This is a genomic window from Pantoea sp. PNT03 (assembly GCF_014852515.1).
In the GTDB taxonomy this organism is placed as follows: domain Bacteria; phylum Pseudomonadota; class Gammaproteobacteria; order Enterobacterales; family Enterobacteriaceae; genus Pantoea; species Pantoea leporis.
Map to the genome: position 1 here is coordinate 563,057 of NZ_JACVBT010000001.1, position 18,120 is coordinate 581,176.

15 protein-coding genes and 1 tRNA gene are annotated in these 18,120 nt (G+C 56.3%); 12 read left to right on the forward strand and 4 right to left on the reverse strand.

Features of this window, described 5'->3' with window-relative positions; genetic code table 11:
* Positions 1-7: 7 nt before the first annotated feature.
* Complete coding sequence (locus IB226_RS02685) at positions 8-421, forward strand: type II toxin-antitoxin system HicB family antitoxin (RefSeq protein WP_101763410.1); 414 nt, start codon at positions 8-10, stop codon at positions 419-421.
* 86 nt (positions 422-507) lie between these two features.
* Here IB226_RS02685 and IB226_RS02690 read toward each other — a convergent pair whose 3' ends face one another.
* The 3 genes from IB226_RS02690 to IB226_RS02700 all read right to left on the reverse strand — a co-directional run bounded on the left by IB226_RS02690 (position 508) and on the right by IB226_RS02700 (position 3,452).
* On the reverse strand, positions 508-1,335 hold the full coding sequence (locus IB226_RS02690; RefSeq protein WP_192233444.1) for a glycosyltransferase family 8 protein: 828 nt from the start codon (positions 1,333-1,335) through the stop codon (positions 508-510).
* A gap of 18 nt (positions 1,336-1,353) precedes the next feature.
* A complete protein-coding gene (locus IB226_RS02695) occupies positions 1,354-2,736 on the reverse strand; it encodes a D-arabinono-1,4-lactone oxidase (RefSeq protein WP_192233446.1) in 1,383 nt (460 codons plus the stop codon).
* Between the two features lie 74 nt (positions 2,737-2,810).
* On the reverse strand, positions 2,811-3,452 hold the full coding sequence (locus IB226_RS02700; protein ID WP_192233448.1) for a TetR family transcriptional regulator: 642 nt from the start codon (positions 3,450-3,452) through the stop codon (positions 2,811-2,813).
* Positions 3,453-3,664: 212 nt separating this feature from the next.
* Here IB226_RS02700 and IB226_RS02705 point away from each other — a divergent pair, with 212 nt between their 5' ends.
* From IB226_RS02705 to IB226_RS02725, 5 genes are all read left to right on the forward strand, one after another.
* On the forward strand, positions 3,665-4,492 hold the full coding sequence (locus IB226_RS02705) for a MetQ/NlpA family ABC transporter substrate-binding protein (RefSeq protein WP_192233450.1): 828 nt from the start codon (positions 3,665-3,667) through the stop codon (positions 4,490-4,492).
* A 12-nt stretch (positions 4,493-4,504) separates the two neighbouring features.
* On the forward strand, positions 4,505-5,635 hold the full coding sequence (locus IB226_RS02710; protein WP_192233452.1) for a methionine ABC transporter ATP-binding protein: 1,131 nt from the start codon (positions 4,505-4,507) through the stop codon (positions 5,633-5,635).
* A complete protein-coding gene (locus tag IB226_RS02715) occupies positions 5,616-6,272 on the forward strand; it encodes a methionine ABC transporter permease (RefSeq protein ID WP_192233454.1) in 657 nt (218 codons plus the stop codon). The genes IB226_RS02710 and IB226_RS02715 overlap by 20 nt, the downstream gene beginning before the upstream one ends.
* A gap of 97 nt (positions 6,273-6,369) precedes the next feature.
* A complete protein-coding gene (locus IB226_RS02720; RefSeq protein WP_192233456.1) occupies positions 6,370-7,569 on the forward strand; it encodes a M20 family metallopeptidase in 1,200 nt (399 codons plus the stop codon).
* An 11-nt stretch (positions 7,570-7,580) separates the two neighbouring features.
* Positions 7,581-8,873, forward strand: coding sequence for an NtaA/DmoA family FMN-dependent monooxygenase (locus tag IB226_RS02725; protein WP_192233458.1), 1,293 nt, complete (start codon positions 7,581-7,583; stop codon positions 8,871-8,873).
* A gap of 75 nt (positions 8,874-8,948) precedes the next feature.
* On the opposite strand, the gene IB226_RS02730 is transcribed toward IB226_RS02725, so the two are convergent.
* Positions 8,949-9,024: transfer RNA gene (locus IB226_RS02730), tRNA-Asn, on the reverse strand.
* Between the two features lie 507 nt (positions 9,025-9,531).
* Between IB226_RS02730 and IB226_RS02735 the strand changes: the two genes are divergently transcribed.
* The 6 genes from IB226_RS02735 to IB226_RS02760 all read left to right on the forward strand — a co-directional run bounded on the left by IB226_RS02735 (position 9,532) and on the right by IB226_RS02760 (position 17,895).
* Positions 9,532-10,455, forward strand: coding sequence for a sugar ABC transporter substrate-binding protein (locus IB226_RS02735; protein ID WP_110866691.1), 924 nt, complete (start codon positions 9,532-9,534; stop codon positions 10,453-10,455).
* A 33-nt stretch (positions 10,456-10,488) separates the two neighbouring features.
* Positions 10,489-11,973 (forward strand): sugar ABC transporter ATP-binding protein, encoded by a 1,485-nt coding sequence (locus IB226_RS02740; RefSeq protein WP_101763420.1) that lies wholly within the window; start codon positions 10,489-10,491, stop codon positions 11,971-11,973.
* A 14-nt stretch (positions 11,974-11,987) separates the two neighbouring features.
* On the forward strand, positions 11,988-13,019 hold the full coding sequence (locus tag IB226_RS02745) for an ABC transporter permease (RefSeq protein WP_101763421.1): 1,032 nt from the start codon (positions 11,988-11,990) through the stop codon (positions 13,017-13,019).
* Between the two features lie 569 nt (positions 13,020-13,588).
* Positions 13,589-14,506: a nitrogen assimilation transcriptional regulator NAC gene (gene nac, locus IB226_RS02750; protein WP_101763422.1), complete on the forward strand. Its 918-nt coding sequence runs from the start codon at positions 13,589-13,591 to the stop codon at positions 14,504-14,506.
* Positions 14,507-15,975: 1,469 nt separating this feature from the next.
* Positions 15,976-16,935, forward strand: coding sequence for an HTH-type transcriptional regulator Cbl (gene cbl, locus IB226_RS02755; protein WP_101762578.1), 960 nt, complete (start codon positions 15,976-15,978; stop codon positions 16,933-16,935).
* A gap of 114 nt (positions 16,936-17,049) precedes the next feature.
* Complete coding sequence (locus tag IB226_RS02760; protein WP_192233460.1) at positions 17,050-17,895, forward strand: GNAT family N-acetyltransferase; 846 nt, start codon at positions 17,050-17,052, stop codon at positions 17,893-17,895.
* Positions 17,896-18,120 lie beyond the last annotated feature (225 nt).

Sequence of the window (18,120 nt, forward strand, 5' to 3'; positions counted from 1 at the left end):
GTGACGTATGTTCTATCCCATCGCGATTGAGGCGGGCGACCAAAGCACGGCATTTGGCGTCACGGTGCCGGATTTGCCGGGCTGTTTTTCTGCTGGAGATACGCTGGAAGCGGCGGTAACAAATGCTAAAGAGGCGATTATCGGCCATCTGGAGCTGCTGGTAGAATTAGAGCAGGACATCCCGGCGGTTTCTGAATTGAAATCGTTGATGAAAGATCCGCAATATGCAGGTTATGTTTGGGTACTTATTGATGTGGATGTCACTCGCATTTTGGGCGGGTCCGAGAAAATCAATGTAACCTTGCCAAAACTGCTGATTGATCGCATTGACCGCTGCGTAGCAACGCATCCCGAATTCAAAACCCGTTCAGGTTTTTTGGCGCAGGTCGCGCTTGAGCGCATTGCGAAGACCCGTTCATAAGCTTCGTAGGAAACCCATTCGCGGCGAACTGGCCCGCAGTAACGGGCAATTCATATGAAACAGCGCGACGAATCGCGCTGTTTTTTTTATTCCGCCGCTAACTCCCACCACAGCTTATCCAGCGCGTAGTAGCGGTCGCGTTCCGATTCAGGCTGATTCAAGTCGCGTTTCCACGGCTTCGCCAGAATAAAGTGCAGGTTCTTCACTTCATCTTCGCGCCACATCTTACTGTGCTGGAACGGCAAGGTTTTCAGCGCATTGTATTTGTACGAAAGCGGCAGCCAGCGATCCTCGAACACTTCATTAAGCAAATCCTGCTCTGAGAACGGATAGCGGCGCAGATCGGTAATCCCCGCCACTTTCTCCTGCAGCCACTCAAACACCGCCAAATCCGGCTTCAGCACCAAAAAACCGCCGTTCAGGTAGCGATCGAGCGTGGACGGTGCCGGTTCGCCGCGATCCTGCCAGGTATAGTGACAATTCTCTGGCTGCCAGCTGGCGGGATAACTGGCGATCTTGTTGGGGTTGCAGCGACAGGCGTGGCACGCTGCCAGAGCATGCTTGCCCAGATCGAGCGTAAACAGCTCATCCATATTGTGCAGCACCAGCATGTCGGCATCGAGAAATACTACGCGTTCACAATCAACCAGCTCCCACGCGCGCAGCTTGCTCCACACTTCTCCGAACTGCGCCGAGGCGTAATGCTGCTCCAGTTCGGCGTTTGGCGTCAGCGGATCCACCGGATGGATCACACAGCCCAGCGCCTGCAACGCCTCACGCGTCTCCAGGTCGATGGCGTCGGTGACCATGACAATTAGCGGCCAGCGGGTTTCGCTGCGCTTCAGCGAGCGGTGCAGCGCCTTCACGCCAATGAAATAGTCCGGCTGCGTTAACAGCGTTACCCATGCAAACATGGTTTCTCCCCTTCAAACTTAATCAAACAAAGCAGTGACATAGTCATTGCTAAAACGGCGTTGTGGATCGAGCTGGTCGCGCACCGCGCGGAAAGCGTCCCACTGCGGATAGATATCGCGCCACTGATAGCGCTGCGGATCGTAATATTTGCCCCAGTGCGGACGTCCGCCTTCGGCCGCCAGCAGCTTCTCGACTTCAGTGAGAAAATGCAGACCATCCTGCGACAGCGAACCGTCATCAGCGTAATAGACCACAAAGCCAAAGAAGCAGGTGGCGTGCTGATACGCCGGGCTGAGCCAGCCTTCAGACGCGCCGGTACAGCGCAGAATGATCGGATAGTGCATATGCGGGTGATTCTCGGCATACCACGCTTTGATCTTGCTGATAATCTGCGGCGTTTTCTCCAGCGGCACGCCGATCTCGACGTTGATCTGCGGCACGGCAATGCCGCGACAAAATAGCTGATAGATATCGCCGCTGATGTCGGTGAAATCGCGGAAGCGCGTCACGGTGCGGAACTGTTTGCCGCCTTTGCCGTGAATCTGCGTATCGCGATGCATCTGCGCCAGCGTCTGGTCGATGGTGTCATTCAGGCTGCTGTCGGTGTCATCGCCATGCTCAATCACCTCGCGCTGATTGGCGTGCCATGCCTGCGAATCTTCAGCGCTGGCTTCGTGCGCGTTCCACACGTGCATCAGGTTGTCATCGACAAACCACCAGGCTTTGCTCATCTCATACTGCTGGTTCCATTCGATCAGATCGTTCTCCAGCGTATCGGCGGAGACGGCGAATTTGTGGCAGGTAAACAGGCGGAAAGGGCGGGTGCGCAGCGTCACGGCCGTCACAATGCCTAGGGTGCCGAGCGAAACCTGGGCGGCAGCGAAATCGGGCTCACCGCGCACAAATTCACGCACGCTGCCGTCAGCCAACACCATGCGAATGCGCAGCGCTTCATCGGCGATGGAGCTTTGTGCTAAACCCTGGCCGTGCGTGCCGGTGGCCATTGCGCCCGCCAGCGTTTGCACCGCAATCACGCCCGGCGACGAGGCCAGCATGCGATCCATCTCGGTTAGGGTGCTGTAAACCTGCTCCAGCGGCGTACCGGCGGCAAAGGTGACGCTCTCTTCGTCTTGGGCGATCACGCCGTTGAACGCGCTGAGATCCAGCAGCAAATCCTGCTCATCAACGCCCAGCATGCGGCCCGGCGACAAGCGGTTGCCCAGCACGCGCACTTTACCGCTGGCGGTGCGCAGCAGTTGTTGCAACTCCGCTTCAGTTTGCGGCTGATGTAACTGACTACGCTGACCAACCACCGAGTTTTGCGCCCAGTTCCACAGTGCGCTGTCCCGATCGGTATTCTGCGTATGGCGTAAGGGATAAAGGTGGGGATCTTTGTTCACTACGGAGTTCCTTAGTCTGTGGTCTGTGACGGTCCCAAATTTAAAAGCGTAGACCATCAGCGCGCAGCCGCAGCCTACGGGGCTTTGCGCACATAACGCAGCGTGGCGGTGACGGCTAACTGGCGGTTGCGACGGATGCTGTCTTCCTCGCTATCGTTCGGCGTGAACAGCGTATGAAAGGTGTAACGATTGGAGACGTGATGCACACAAATGCTGCTCAGCAAGCGGTGCACATCCACGGTATCCAGCCCAGCCATAAACAGCCCTTGCTGCTGGCCGCGCGTCAGAATGTCATCCAGCACATCGAGCGCACTTTTGTTCAGCGCCTTGATGCGTTCGGATTGCATGATGTAGCGCCCGCGCAGCAGGTTTTCGGTACACACCAGGCGCATAAAATCCGGGTGCGAAACGTGGTAATCAAAGCTGGCTTCCACCAGTTTGGTCATCGCCAGTTCCGGTGCCATCTCGGCGAGATTAAGGCCGGTTTCATGCTGGCGAATCGCCTGATACACCTGCTCCAGCACCTCAATATAGAGCTGCTCTTTATTGCCAAAGTGATACACCACCATGCGTTTGGTGGTTTGCGCGTGCTCAGCGATCTGCTCCAGCCGTGCGCCCTGCATACCGAACTCGGCGAACATTTTCAGCGCACCAGCAAGGATGCGCTTCTTCAGCCCTTCAGGGTCATTTTTTCGTTTAGGTGTGGTGTCCGACATAGCGCTCAGTAACAAGTCCATCAAAAGGGGGAGGATAACACAGCCATTTCTCGCGTGTGGCGATGCGAGCGGCGCCGCGGCTTTATGCTTTTCAGGAATAGCATTCCTGAATAAATCATAATGCAGGAATAAGCAACTGCGTATACTGCGGTCATCTGTCGTTACGACAGCTAATTTTGACTCGCGCAATTATAACTATCAGGAAGCACTTTATGCACACACGTCTGTCATCAGTAAAAAATAAATTCCTGTTAACGGCTGGCGCCTTGCTGCTGGCCAGCGCGGCGCTGTCGCCGCTGTCCATCGCGCACGCGGCGGACAAAACCTCGGTAAAAGTCGGCATTATGAGCGGCGAAGATGAAGACGTCTGGCGCGAAGTGATCAAACAGGCGGCGGCGAAAGGCTTAACGGTGAAAACCGTGATCTTCAACGATTACAACCAGCCGAACGAAGCGCTGCAAAACGGCGAAGTGGATGCCAACGCCTTCCAGCATCAGCCGTTCCTCAATAACCAAATCAAGGTCAATCACTACGACATCGTACGCGTCGGCGATACCGCCGTGTGGCCGATTGGTCTCTACTCGAAGAAAGTGAAAAGCGCCAAAGCGCTGAAAGAGGGCGCGGTGATTGGCGTGCCAAACGATCCCTCTAACGAAGCGCGCGGTCTGGTGCTGCTTGAGCAACAAGGCCTGATCAAACTGAAGCCGGGCGTCGGCATCGCGGCCACCACCGCCGATATCACCGCCAATCCGCATCATCTGAAAATCAAAGAGCTGGATTCCGGCATCATCGGCCGCTCCGTTCCTGACCTCGATGCCGCCGTCGTCAACACCGATTGGGCGCTGAAAAGTGGCCTGACCGCCGAAGACCGCATTGCGCAAGAGCCGGTAAAAGATAACCCGTACAACAACTTTATTGCGGTGAAGAAAGAGAACGTCAGCGCGCCGTGGGTGAAAACGCTGGTGGCTTCTTACCAGAACGATGCCGTGAAGACCGTGTTTGACAAGGTCTACAAAGGCACGGGCGAAACGGCCTGGTAAGGAACGATAAAGATGACGTTATTCTCAGCAGCCGAAACGCCCTTTACCGCCGTGAAACGCGGCGTGGCGGAAAGTGCCCATGACGAGGCGCAGGTGAAGTTTCGCGACAGCGGCAGCGTGGTGCGCCTGCAAGGCGTGTCACGTCGCTTTGGACAAACCCAGGCGCTGCGCGATATCTCGTTGACGGTGCAGAAAGGCGAAATCCTTGGCCTGATTGGGCGCAGCGGCGCGGGGAAATCCACGCTGATCCGCTGTCTCAACGGTCTGGAACAACCTGATGAAGGCGTCATTGAAATCGAAGGCCGGAACATCACCGGCCTGTCGGAAAAACAGCTGCAAACGGTGCGCAGCCGCGTTGGCATGGTGTTCCAGCACTTCAATCTGTTATCAGCAAAAACGGTGGCGCAGAACGTTGCGCTGCCGCTGAAAATTGCCGGCATGGATAAGGCGCAACGCCAGCAGCGCGTGGCGGAACTGCTGGCGCTGGTGGGACTGGCGGACAAAGCGCAAAGCTATCCGGCGGCGTTATCGGGTGGACAAAAACAGCGCGTTGGCATTGCCCGCGCGCTGGCGGCCAGCCCGGCGCTGCTGCTGTGCGATGAAGCCACCTCGGCGCTCGATCCGGAAACCACGCGCTCAATTCTGGCGCTGCTCAAATCCCTGAATCAAAAACTCGGCATCACCATTTTGCTGATTACCCATGAGATGGAAGTGATCAAATCCGTGGCGCATCGCGTGGCGGTGATTGATGCCGGTGAAATAATTGAACAAGGTCCGGTTTGGCAGGTGTTTGCGCATCCGCAATCGGCCCTGACGCGCACGCTGCTGCGCGGTTTGCTGCCGCAGCTGCCGGAAAATATTGCTGCGCGCCTTAGCGATGACAAGCAAGGCGATGCCATCTACAGCGTGCACTTTGCCGGTGACGATGCGCAGGGCGATCTGCTCACCCGCTTTGCCAGCGCGCTGCCGGGCAAGTTCCGCCTGCTGCAGGGCGGCATCGATCACATCCAGCACTACGCGGTGGTGCGTTTCTTTATTGCGCTCCCGGCAGCCAACGCGGCCGACGAGCAATATATTCTCAGCTGGCTGCACGCGCAGCAGGCGCAAGTGGAGTTAGTGGGTTATGTCGCCAGTCATGATTGATCTTTTACTCAATGCGTTAGGCGAAACGGTTTTAATGACGGTGATTTCCGGCCTGTTTTCGCTGGTGGCGGGCTTGCCGCTCGGCCTGATTCTGGTGATGACCAGCCCCGGCGGCATCGCCGAACATCGCGGCGTGAATCGCGTGCTGGGCCTGATCATCAACAGCTTCCGCTCGCTGCCGTTCATTATTCTGCTGGTGGCGTTAATTCCCTTTACCCGTTTTCTGGTCGGCACCTCGCTCGGCACCTGGGCAGCAATTGTGCCGCTGTCGATCACCGCCACGCCTTACTTCGCGCGCGTGGCGGAAGTGTCGCTGCGTGATGTCGATCGCGGCCTGATTGATGCGGTGCGCGCCATGGGCGCCAGCAAGCTGCGCATTGTCTGGGACGTGCTGATCCCGGAAGCGCTGCCCGGCATCTTGTCGGGATTTGTGGTTACGCTGGTGGCGCTAATTGGTGCTTCGGCCATGGCCGGCGCGATTGGCGCAGGCGGACTGGGCGATTTGGCGATCCGTTATGGCTATCAGCGCTTTGAAACCTCAGTGATGATCGCGGTGATCGCGGTGCTGATTGTGCTGGTGTGCGGCATTCAGTGGCTCGGCGACCGGTTAGTGCAGCGTATTGATAAGCGCCATTGATTATCACTGATGCGCGATAAATCGCGCCGCTACGAATACCTGCATCTAAGGTAGCGGCGCAATCTATTGCGCATTGTTTTGCCAAAGGAGAATGCTCATGTCGCTGAATCCACTTCAGCTCACGCTCGAAAACAGCCTCGAACAACACAGCGCCGCTTATCTCAAGGTATCGCAGGCGATATTCCAAAATCCCGAAACCGGCAACAACGAATATTTTGCCAGTGAGCAACTCACGCAACTACTCAGCGCTGAGGGCTTTGCGGTCACGCGCAACGTCGCCGGACATGAAACGGCGTTCTACGCGGTGAAGGCCAGCGACAAACCGGGCCCCACCATCGCTTTTCTCGCAGAATATGACGCGCTGATCGGCATCGGTCACGCCTGCGGTCATAATCTGATTGGCACCACCAGCGTGGCGGCGGCCATCACGCTATCGCAGGTACTGGATCAAACCGGTGGACGCGTGGTGGTGTTAGGCACGCCAGCGGAAGAGGGCGGATTAGCCGGACCGGGCGGACCCAAAGGCAACGTGAAAAAGCGCTTTGTCGAAGCCGGCTACCTCAAAGATGTCGACGTGGCGCTGATGGTGCATCCTTCGGGCAAAACCCGCCTGACTGAATCCACGCTCGCCAATAATCATCTCTATTTCCACTTCTACGGCAAGCCGTCGCACGCCGCCAGCGCGCCGCATGAAGGGATCAACGCACTGGATGCGCTGGTGCTGCTCTACAACGGCATCAGCGTGTTGCGTCAGCAACTGCCGGATGGCGTGCGCGTGCACGGCATTATCACCAACGGCGGCCAGGCCCCGAACGTGATCCCGGAATACGCCTCCGCGCATTACTACATCCGCGCGGACAGCCGCGAAGTGGTGGAATCCCTTGAGCCGCGTCTGCGTGCCATTGCTGAAGGCGTGGCGCTGGCGACCGGCGCGCGCGTCGAGATTGACCATCAGATTGGCCCGCGCGATTTCAAACTCAACTCAGCGCTGGATGCCTTGCTGCTGGAAGAGTTCACCGCGGCAGGCGAACAGGTTGATCTCTCGCCGCAGAAAAACAAAGTCTCCACCGATGCTGGCGACATCAGCCACGCGGTGCCGACGGCGCATCCGTGGCTGAAAATCGGCCATGACGATCTGATTTTCCATACCGTGCCATTCCGTGAAGCGGCCAACTCAGCGCGCGGCTATCAGGCGCTGCTGATTGGCGCGCGCGTGCTGGCTCGCACCGGCTTACGTCTGCTGACCGATGCGGACGCCTTAAACCATGTCAAAGCGGATTTCGCGCGACAACCATAAAGGAGAGTGTTGTGTCGCAAACCTATCGCAGAAAACTTAAAACGCTGGTCGGCGCCAGCAGTGTGATTTCCGCCGCCAATGACAGCCAGACCGGCGTGGGCATCACGCGCGCCATCGAACTGGCGAAAATTGCCGAGCGCGAAAAAATCACCGGCCTGTTCACCGCCGATTTGCTGCAGGCCGATGCGGCCGGATTAGCGGGCACCACCGGCACGCAAGATCCGCTGATTGCGCTGGCGGCATTGAGCCAGGTCACTTCGCACATCGGTTTAATCGCTACCGTCAGCACCAGCTGGCTGCATCCGTATAATCTGGCGCGTCAGGTCGGCACGCTCGATCACATCAGCGGCGGCCGCGCGGGCTGGAACGCGGTAACTTCCTCGGTTGGCGAGGAGAACTTCGGTGAAAGCCAGCTGCCGCCACCGCAGGAGCGCTACGCGCGCGCCACTGAATTTATTGAAGTGATGAACGCGCTGTATGACGCCAACGAACGCGCGGCAGCGCAGCGCACCGCCAGCGGCGGCATTCGTCTCGACCACAGCAAACTGCATCCGATTCACTATCGCGGCGACTATTTCCAGGTGGCGGGGCCGCTTAACGTACCGCCGCTGCCACAGCGCCGTCCGGTGCAGTTTCAGGCGGGACAATCCGACGCGGGCGTCACGCTCGGCGCACGTTATGCCGAGGTGATTTACACCTCGCAGCCTACTTTTGAGGCGGCGCAAACTTTCGTGGCTGATGTGCAGCAGCGGGCGCGACGTTTTGGCCGCGAACATAATCCGCCGCTGATCATGAACTCGTTCCACGCCATCATTGGCGACAGCGACGCCGATGTGGCGCGCCGTCTGCGCGATAAGCATGAACGCATCAACTATGAACAGGGCAGATTACGCGTGGCCGACATGCTGGGCGGCGAGGTGGATCTGCGCGATGTGCCGCTCGACCAACCGCTGCCCGCCGCGTTAATTCCCGAACTGGCGCAGGTGCATCGTCGTCAGGGGCGCGCCGCCATTTTCCGTGGCTATGCGCTGGAAGGATTAACCCTGCGCGAGCTGATCATCAAAGCCGAAGAGACCGGCCACTGGTTTGTTGCTGGTACGCCAGAAACCCTGGCCGATGCCATCGAACAGCGCTACCGCGCCGGCGTGCTGGATGTGATTTCGCTGCATGGACTCGGCCAGCCCGATCAGCAGGATTTGCTGCTCAACGGCCTGCTGCCAGAACTGCGTCGCCGCCAGCTGATCGATACCGATTATGTCGGCAACGATTTCCGCAGCAGTCTGGAGCTGGCTCCGCTGACGTAGTTGCTCGTGGCGACCTGGCAAATCCTCAAAAACGCAAAACCCCGCTCAGGTTTCCCTGAGCGGGGTTTTTGAATTTGGCTCCTCTGACTGGACTCGAACCAGTGACATACGGATTAACAGTCCGCCGTTCTACCGACTGAACTACAGAGGAATCGTGTGAACGAGGCGCATATTAGCGATGCCGATCCCCATTGTCAAAGCCCGACTGCACACTTTTGGTTTAAGTGCGCGTAAAAGCAGCGGAATGCTGCTTTTCTGCCTTGAATGATCAGATTCTAAACTGCCAGCAAGATCTCACTTTAAACGCAATTCCTTTGAGATGTTAGATGCATGTCAAAGTTTTGTTATTTGCCGATTTTAAAACAATCATTTCAGTGCTTTTATGATGAAAGTTTCAAATGCAGGTTAGATGAAATAAATGAACTGCTAATCATCACTGGCGAAATGAGTTGTGTCATCTGAAACGGCATTTCGAAAATAACTGGCTGATTAGTAGCGAGTTACACTGAAAAGATGCAGTAAACCGATAGCGTTAGACCAGAAGCCTTACCTCTACAACCACAAAAAAAACGCCAGCGACGTTGGGTGAATGTAAAAGATATTTTTCATTCGCGGTCTCAGCCAACCTGAGCATGTTAACGAATAAGAAGGGTTACCTATGAAATTCAAAAAAGCGTTATTAACTTCCCTGTTAGTTTGCATGTTACCTGCCGCCGTGATGGCAAAAGATCTTCAGGTAGGCGTTTCTATGGCGCTGTTTGATGACAACTTCCTCACCATTCTGCGCAACGCAATGCAGAAAGAGATGCAAAAAGACAACATCAAAGGCCAGGTTGAAGACGCCAAAGGCGACGTGGCACAGCAGCTGCAGCAGGTGCAGAACTTCATTGGTCAGGGCGTTGACGCCATCATCGTTAACCCCGTGGATACTAACGCGGTGAAACCGCTGGTGGATGCCGCAGCGAAAGCCGGCGTGCCGCTGGTGTTCGTCAACCGTAAACCGGCAGGCGAGTTGAAAGACAAAATGGCGTTTGTCGGTTCGGATTCTGAACTGGCGGGCCGTCTGCAGATGGAAGCGCTGGCTAAAAAGATGAATGGCAAAGGCAACGTGGCGATTCTGCTGGGTGACCTGGCTAACGAATCCACCCGTGAACGCACCAAAGGTGTGGAAGCGGTGGTCGCCAAATATCCGGGCATTAAAGTTGTGCAGAAACAGACCGCCAAATTCACCCGTAATGATGCGGTGGACGTGGTGAGTAACTGGCTGACCGCGGGCGATGACATTCAGGCGATTGCCTCCAACAACGATGAAATGGCAATCGGTGCGCTGCAGGCGCTGGGTAAAAACCCGAATCACATCCTGGTAGCGGGTGTGGATGGTACGCCGGACGCACTGCAGATGATCAAGAACGACAAAATGGTCGCCACGGTCTTCCAGGATGCGAAAGGTCAGGGCGAAGGCGCGGTACAAACGGCGGTCAAGCTGATTAACGGCGAGAAAGTGCAGAAAGTGGTCGATATCCCGTTCCAGCTGATTACCAAAGATAACTACGAAAAATTCGCCAGTCAGAATCAGAAATAAACCGTAACCGACTTAGCCGTACGGAGGTGATGTATGACCGCTTTTGCGCTTGAAGCCGAAGGCATCAGCAAGTTCTTCCCCGGAGTGAAGGCACTCGACAATGTCTCACTGCGTATTAAACCGGGGTCGGTACATGCCCTGATGGGTGAAAATGGCGCGGGCAAATCCACTTTAATGAAATGCCTTATCGGGATGTATCGTCCCGATAAGGGCACCATTCGCATTAAAGGGGAGCCGGTGCAGTTTCAGGACACCATGGATGCGCTGCGTTCCGGCATCTCCATGATTCACCAGGAACTCAATCTGGTGCCTTACATGACCGTGGCCGAGAACATCTGGCTCGGCCGCGAACCGATGAAGTACGGCTTTGTTGACCACGGCAAGCTGAACAAACAGACGCAGGAACTGCTGAACAAACTCAATATCCGTTTAAAAGCCGATCGTCTGGTTGGCGAGTTGAGTATTGCGTCGCAGCAGATGGTGGAAATCGCCAAAGCGGTGTCATGGAATTCGGACATCGTGATTATGGATGAACCGACCTCCGCACTGACGGAAACCGAAGTGGCGCACCTGTTCACCATCATCCGCGACCTGCGTGAGCAGGGCAAAGCCATCATCTATATCAGCCATAAAATGGATGAGATTTTCACCATTACCGATGAGATCAGTATTTTCCGTGACGGATCGTGGGTCGGCAGCAACAGCACCAGCGAATACACGCGTCAGTCACTGATTACGCAAATGGTGGGCCGTGAATTAACCCAGCTGTTCCCGAAATTCAACGGTGAAATCGGTGGGGATGTGCTGACGGTGCGCAATCTCACCTGCAAAGATCGCTTCACCGACATCAACTTCACGGTGCGCAAAGGCGAAATCCTCGGCGTAGCGGGATTGGTGGGTGCCGGACGCAGCGAAGTGATGGAAAGCCTGTTCGGCATGGAGAGTTTCGACAGCGGTGAAATCCTGATTGATGGCGTGCCGGTCAAGATCGATTCGCCGTCAACGGCGATTGAGAAGGGCATGGCGTTCCTGACCGAAGACCGTAAAAAGTCGGGGCTGTTCCTGGTGTTGTCGGTGATGGAGAACATGAGCATCGTCAACATGCCCGATTACACCCATAAAAGCGGTTTTGTCAGCCACATCAAAATGGCGCAGGACTGCATGGATCAGATTCGCAAGCTGAACATTAAAACCCCCACCATGGATCAGATCATCAATAACCTCAGCGGCGGTAACCAGCAGAAGGTGCTGATTGCCCGCTGGCTGCTGGCGCAACCGAAGATCCTGATTCTCGACGAACCCACGCGCGGTATCGACGTGGGGGCAAAAGCAGAGATTTATCGCTTAATCAGTGAACTGGCGAATCGCGGCGTGGCCATCATCATGGTGTCGTCCGAACTGCCAGAAATTCTCGGCATGAGCGACCGCGTGATGGTTATGCACGGCGGACGTATAACCGGCATCCTCGATAAAGAAGAGGCCAATCAGGAATCCATTTTGTCGTTGGCATCCGAGTGAGGCGTGAGACACCTATGAGTAACGTAAAAATTACGGCCCCGCAGGCCGCAGAACAGAGTTCTTTCTTTGGCAACCTGCGTCACAAGCTGCCAAAAGACACCGGGATTTTTGTCGTGATGGTGGGCATTGCCCTGATTTTTGAAATTGCCGGTTGGTACGTACGTGACCAATCTTTCCTGATGAACACCAACCGCCTGGTGCTGATTATTCTGCAGGTGGCGATCATCGGCATCATCGCGGTGGGCGTGACCCAAGTCATCATCACCACCGGTATTGACCTGTCATCCGGTTCGGTTATTGCCCTCACCGCGGTGGTGGCGGCCAGTCTGGCGCAAACTTCAGACAGCCTGTCGCCGATGTATCCGTCGCTGGTGAACCTGCCTGCGGTGATTCCCATCGTCGCCGGGATTGGCGTAGGGCTGCTGTGCGGCGTAATGAACGGCGTGCTGATCACCAAAACCGGTATTCCGCCGTTCATCGCCACGCTTGGCATGATGGTGTCGGCACGCGGTCTGGCGCAGTACTACACGCAGGGTAACCCGATTAGCTTCCTGTCAGATGGCTTCACCTCCATCGGCCAGGGCGCGATGCCGGTAATCATCTTTCTGGTGGTGGCGTTCCTGTTCCACATCGCACTGAAACACACCCGCTACGGCAAATATGTCTACGCGATTGGCGGCAACATGACCTCCGCCAAAGTGTCCGGTATCAACGTTAATAAGTACCTGATCATTGTCTACACCATCGCCGGTGCGCTCTCTGGCCTGGCGGGTGTGGTGCTGGCGGCGCGCGTCAGTAGCGGCCAGTCCAGCATGGGTATGGCGTACGAACTGGATGCCATTGCCGCAGCGGTTATCGGCGGCAGCAGCCTGATGGGCGGCGTGGGGCGCATCACCGGTACGCTGATTGGTGCAGTGATCCTTGGCCTGATCAAGAGCGGCTTCACCTTTGTCGGTGTCGATGCTTATGTGCAGGACATCATCAAAGGCATCATCATCGTCGCAGCGGTTTCAATAGATATGCATCGTAACCGTAAAAAACGCTAATACGCTTCATGCTTCACGCTGTAGCGGCGTTGGCTGCGAAAATTCCCCCCGGTCACATAGTTAACTATGCTCCCGGGGCTGAATTTTCTTGCCGCCTTGCTACAGCGCGAATTATTTTGCGTAGTGACATTGTGCACGGTCGGTTCCCTCTCCCGCGCGCGGGAGAGGGTTAGGGTGAGGGACAACGCGCACCGCCCGCCACATAAGTTTTCCAACTGGCTAACCTCCTTCTTTCCCGCTCGTTTTGTTCCATTCCCGCCGTTTCTGTTCACTTTCTGTGTTTTCTGCACCAAACCAGCTCATCCGGTCATCACTTTTTTGCACGCCTGACTCGCATTTTCTGCCCCATCGCGGTGCATGTTGTTCAACGCTTACGCGAATCACGTCATCGCCCGCGCTTATTAACTCCTTCGAGGTAATCACAAACGCTTATTTTCCGTGCCGTTAGGAAAAATCTGGCAACGCAATTTTGCATCGCGAACAAACCTGGCCTGCATATTGCAACTTCATTCCCACAAGCCAGCAGGCTGAAACACCCAACTGGGTATTCGGGGATTGACGGAGGCAACATGAATTTAAGACGACTCAAGTATTTTGTAAAAATCGTCGATATCGGCAGCCTGACTCAGGCAGCAGAAGTGCTGCACATCGCGCAGCCTGCGCTTAGCCAGCAGGTGGCGACGCTGGAAAATGAACTCGATCAGCAATTGCTGATCCGCACCAAGCGCGGCGTAACGCCGACTGAAGCTGGAAAAATTCTGTATGCCCACGCTCGCACCATTCTGCGCCAGTGTGAACAGGCGCAAACGGCGGTGATCAACGCCGGCCAGGCACTGAACGGCCAGGTTTCGATTGGTTTAGCGCCGGGCACCGCCGCATCTTCGCTCACCATGCCGCTGCTGCACACGGTGCGTGAGCAGTTCCCGGATGTGCTGGTGTATCTGCATGAAAACAGCGGCACCTCGCTCAATGAAAAAGTGATGAACGGCCAGCTGGATATGGCGGTGCTGTACGACCGTGCGCCAACGGCGGGCATCAACAGCATTCCTTTAATGAAAGAAGAGCTCTATCTGGTGGGCGCAACAGCGTGCCCGGGTGCGACGGTCGATCTGGCCGATGTGGCGCAGATGAGCCTGTTCCTGCCGCGCGATTACAGTGCGGTGCGTAAACGTGTCGATGAAGCGTTCTCGCTGCGCCGTCTGAGCGCGCGCATCATCGGCGAAATCGAATCCATTTCGACGCTGACGGCGGCGGTGTCCAGCGGCATGGGCGTGACGGTGCTGCCAGAATCTGCAGCGCGGGCGCTAGTGAGTTCAACCCATGCGTGGATGGCGCGCATTAACAGTCCGTCACTGAATTTGCCGCTGTCGCTGAACATCTCGGCGCGTCTGCCGCTGTCGCCATCGGCGCAGGCCGTGAAGAATATTTTGCTGTCGCTGCTGAATAAGCCAGCGGTAGAGGACCGCGAATTGATGCTGGTGGGATGAGTTAAGCGCACTTTTCCCCTCACCCTAACCCTCTCCCATCAATGGGAGAGGGGACCGATCCCGCCCCATATTTAGCCTAACGCTCGTCAGTTAAGACATGGAAATCCGTAATTACCGAGCGCACACATAGTAGCGGCGCAATTCATTGCGCGATAAATCGCGCCGCTACGGAAGGTGCGGTGATTTGGTACGGCGCTTAACTGATCGGCATTAGCCCATATTTAGCCTCATGCTCGTCAGTTAAGACATGAAAACCCGTAATTACTGAGCGCACACATAGTAGCGGCGCAATTCATTGCGCGATAAATCGCGCCGTTACGGAAGGTGCGGTGATTTGGTACGGCGCTTAACTGATCGGCATTAGCCCATATTCAGCCTCATGCTCGTCAGTTAAGACATGAAAACCCGTCATTACCGAGCGCACACATTGTAGCGGCGCAATTCATTGCGCGATAAATCGCGCCGCTACGGAAGGTGCGGTGATTTGGTACGGCGCTTAACTGATCGGCATTAGCCCATATTTAGCCTAACGCTCGTCAGTTAAGACATGAAAACCCGTAATCACCGAGCGCACACATTGTAGCGGCGCAATTCATTTCGCGATAAATCGCGCCGCTACGGAAGGTGCGGTGATTTGGTACGGCGCTTAACTGATCGGCATTAGCCCATATTTAGCCTAACGCTCGTCAGTTAAGACATGAAAACCCGTAATTACCGAGCGCACACATTGTAGCGGCGCAATTCATTGCGCGATAAATCGCGCCGCTACGGAAGGTGCGGTGATTTGATACGGCGCTTAACTGATCGGCATTAGCCCATATTTGGCCTAACGCTCGTCAGTTAAGACATGGAAATCCGTAATTACCGAGCGCACACATAGTAGCGGCGCAATTCATTGCGCGATAAATCGCGCCGCTACGGAAGGTGCGGTGATTTGGTACGGCGCTTAACTGATCGGCATTAGCCCATATTTAGCCTAACGCTCGTCAGTTAAGACATGAAAACCCCTCCTTACCGAGAGCACACATTGTAGCGGCGCAATTCATTGCGCGATAAATCGCGCCGCTACGGAAGGTGCGGTGATTTGGTACGGCGCTTAACTGATCGGCATTAGCCCATATTTAGCCTAACGCTCGTCAGTTAAGACATGAAAACCCCTCCTTACCGAGAGCACACATTGTAGCGGCGCAATTCATTGCGCGATAAACCGCGCCGCTACGGAAGGTGCGGTGATTTGATATGGCGCTTAACTGATCGGCATTAGCCCATTTTTAGCCACAATGATCACCTCACCAACCAACCGCTCAATCAACTCCCTCGCCCGCTTGCGGGAGAGGGCGGGGGTGAGGGCGTCCTTCAAACGACTCCTTATTACTATTCCGCATAACACACCGTTTTTTATTATTTGTTGCGATGACACCAACTTCATAACATGGACGAAACAGGGGCAGGAACCAGGAGAAAAGGGTGTGAATTTCCAGCAACTTAAAATTATACGTGAAGCGGCCCGTTGCGAGTTCAACCTGACCGAAGTGGCGAATACGCTGTTTACCTCCCAATCCGGAGTCAGCCGCCATATTCGCGATCTGGAAGATGAACTGGGCGTGGAAATCTTTATTCGTCGTGGCAAGCGACTGTTAGGCATGACCGAACCGGGCAAGGCGCTGTTGACCATTGCTGAGCGCATCCTTGATGAAGCGGGCAAAGTGCGCCGCTTAGCGGATGTGTTTACCAATGAAACCAGCGGCGTGCTGACCATCGCCACCACGCACACCCAGGCGCGTTACAGCCTGCCGCGCGTGATCAAAGCGTTTCGCCAGCTCTATCCCAACGTGCGCCTTGAGCTCAATCAGGGATCGCCGCAGGAGATCGTCGCCATGCTGCTGGCCGGTGAAGCCGATATCGGTATCGCCTCCGAGCAGCTGGTGAATAACAGTAGTCTTGCGGCATTCCCGTGGTTCAGCTGGCATCACTCGCTGCTGGTACCGCACGATCATGAACTGCTACAGCAGCAGCCCATTACGCTCGCCAGCCTGAGCCGTTATCCGTTAATCACTTATCGTCAGGGCATTACCGGCCGTTCTCGGGTGGATCGGGCATTCCAGGCTGCCGGTCTGCGCCCGGATATCGTGCTCAGCGCGCAGGATTCTGACGTGGTGAAAACCTATGTCGAACTCGGTCTTGGCGTGGGGATTCTCGCCGATCAGGCGTGCGATATTTACGAAGGGGAAGACCTGGTAAAAATCGATACCCATCATCTGTTCGATGCCAATACCGTGTGGCTCGGCCTGAAGCGCGGCCAGCTGCAACGCAATTACGTTTGGCAGTTCCTCGAACTCTGTAATGCCAACCTGTCGCTGGAGGAGATCAAGCGGCAGGCGCTCTCCTACGAAACCGAAAACGAACCGGCCATCGACTTCCAGATTTAAGCCAGCACGGTGCGGCGCAACCCAGCCGCACCGCCACGCAACCGCGTTCCCGCTTTCATCCCCGCCCTGAAATGTGCTAAAGACAAGGGCATTTCCCGCACATCAGGAGCAAACATGATCAGGCTACGCGCTATGACGCCACGCGACATCGATTCCGGCGTTGCCCTCACGCAGCAACTGCACTGGCCGCATCGCCGCGAAGACTGGCAGCAGGCGCTGACGTTCGGCGCAGGCACGGTGGCTGAGCATCAGGGCGACTACGCCGGCAGCGCGCTGGGGTTTCGCTGGGGCGAGCAGGCGGCCACCATCGGACTCGTCATCGTCAGCCCACGCTGGCAAGGGCAGGGCATCGGCAAACAGTTGATGCTGGCGCTGCTGGAACAATTCCCTGATTACCGGCTGCGGCTGCACGCCACCGAGAGCGGCAAGCCGCTGTATCGAAAACTCGGCTTTGCGGTGACGGGCCAGATCCTGCAGCATCAAACGCGCGCGCTGGCGGCGGTGCCGGCGTTGAATATGCCAGCCGGTTTCACGCTGCGTCCCGCGTTGCCCGCAGAGGCACAACCGTTGACCGCCCTCGATCACCAGGCGCACGGCCTATGGCGCCCCGCGTTAATCACCCACCTGATTGCCGCTGCACAAACCCGCATATTGCTGGATGCGCAGCAGCGCGTGCAGGGCTTCGCCAGCCTGCGGCGGTTTGGTCACGGCTGGTCGATTGGCCCGGTGATTGCGCTGAATCTGGCGAGTGCGCAAATCTTGATTGCCGCCCTAATGCAAACCCTGCGCGGCGAGTTTGTGCGTATCGATACCGACGCGGCGTTACCGCTGGCGCCATGGCTAAAAACCCTGGGTCTTGAACAGGTGGATGCGCCCACCATCATGGTGCGCGGCACGCCATGGGCGCCACAGCCCGGCGCGATGCAGGCTTATGGGTTGATGACGCAGGCGATGGGGTGATGCCGGATGAAGAGGGGATCGCTGCCGCGGCCGTCGCGGCGGATGCGGTGTGCCGTGATCGCCGCGCAACGTAGCGGCGCGATTTATCGCGCAATGCCAGCCGGTGCGCAATGCCAGCCGATGCGCAATGCCAGCCGGTGCGCAATGCCCGAAGTTTCTGAGTGGGTAAACAACAAAAAAAGCCACCGAATTTCGGTGGCTTTCTAGACAAATTTGCAACGTTCT

What these genes read in the sequence shown, in the direction of transcription:
- IB226_RS02685 (WP_101763410.1), top strand. Translation starts at nt 8, where the DNA reads ATGTTCTATCCCATCGCGATTGAGGCGGGCGACCAAAGCACGGCATTT.
- IB226_RS02690 (WP_192233444.1), bottom strand. Translation starts at nt 1,335, where the DNA reads ATGTTTGCATGGGTAACGCTGTTAACGCAGCCGGACTATTTCATTGGC.
- IB226_RS02700 (WP_192233448.1), bottom strand. Translation starts at nt 3,452, where the DNA reads ATGTCGGACACCACACCTAAACGAAAAAATGACCCTGAAGGGCTGAAG.
- IB226_RS02705 (WP_192233450.1), top strand. Translation starts at nt 3,665, where the DNA reads ATGCACACACGTCTGTCATCAGTAAAAAATAAATTCCTGTTAACGGCT.
- IB226_RS02710 (WP_192233452.1), top strand. Translation starts at nt 4,505, where the DNA reads ATGACGTTATTCTCAGCAGCCGAAACGCCCTTTACCGCCGTGAAACGC.
- IB226_RS02715 (WP_192233454.1), top strand. Translation starts at nt 5,616, where the DNA reads ATGTCGCCAGTCATGATTGATCTTTTACTCAATGCGTTAGGCGAAACG.
- IB226_RS02720 (WP_192233456.1), top strand. Translation starts at nt 6,370, where the DNA reads ATGTCGCTGAATCCACTTCAGCTCACGCTCGAAAACAGCCTCGAACAA.
- IB226_RS02735 (WP_110866691.1), top strand. Translation starts at nt 9,532, where the DNA reads ATGAAATTCAAAAAAGCGTTATTAACTTCCCTGTTAGTTTGCATGTTA.
- IB226_RS02740 (WP_101763420.1), top strand. Translation starts at nt 10,489, where the DNA reads ATGACCGCTTTTGCGCTTGAAGCCGAAGGCATCAGCAAGTTCTTCCCC.
- IB226_RS02745 (WP_101763421.1), top strand. Translation starts at nt 11,988, where the DNA reads ATGAGTAACGTAAAAATTACGGCCCCGCAGGCCGCAGAACAGAGTTCT.
- nac (WP_101763422.1), top strand. Translation starts at nt 13,589, where the DNA reads ATGAATTTAAGACGACTCAAGTATTTTGTAAAAATCGTCGATATCGGC.
- IB226_RS02760 (WP_192233460.1), top strand. Translation starts at nt 17,050, where the DNA reads ATGATCAGGCTACGCGCTATGACGCCACGCGACATCGATTCCGGCGTT.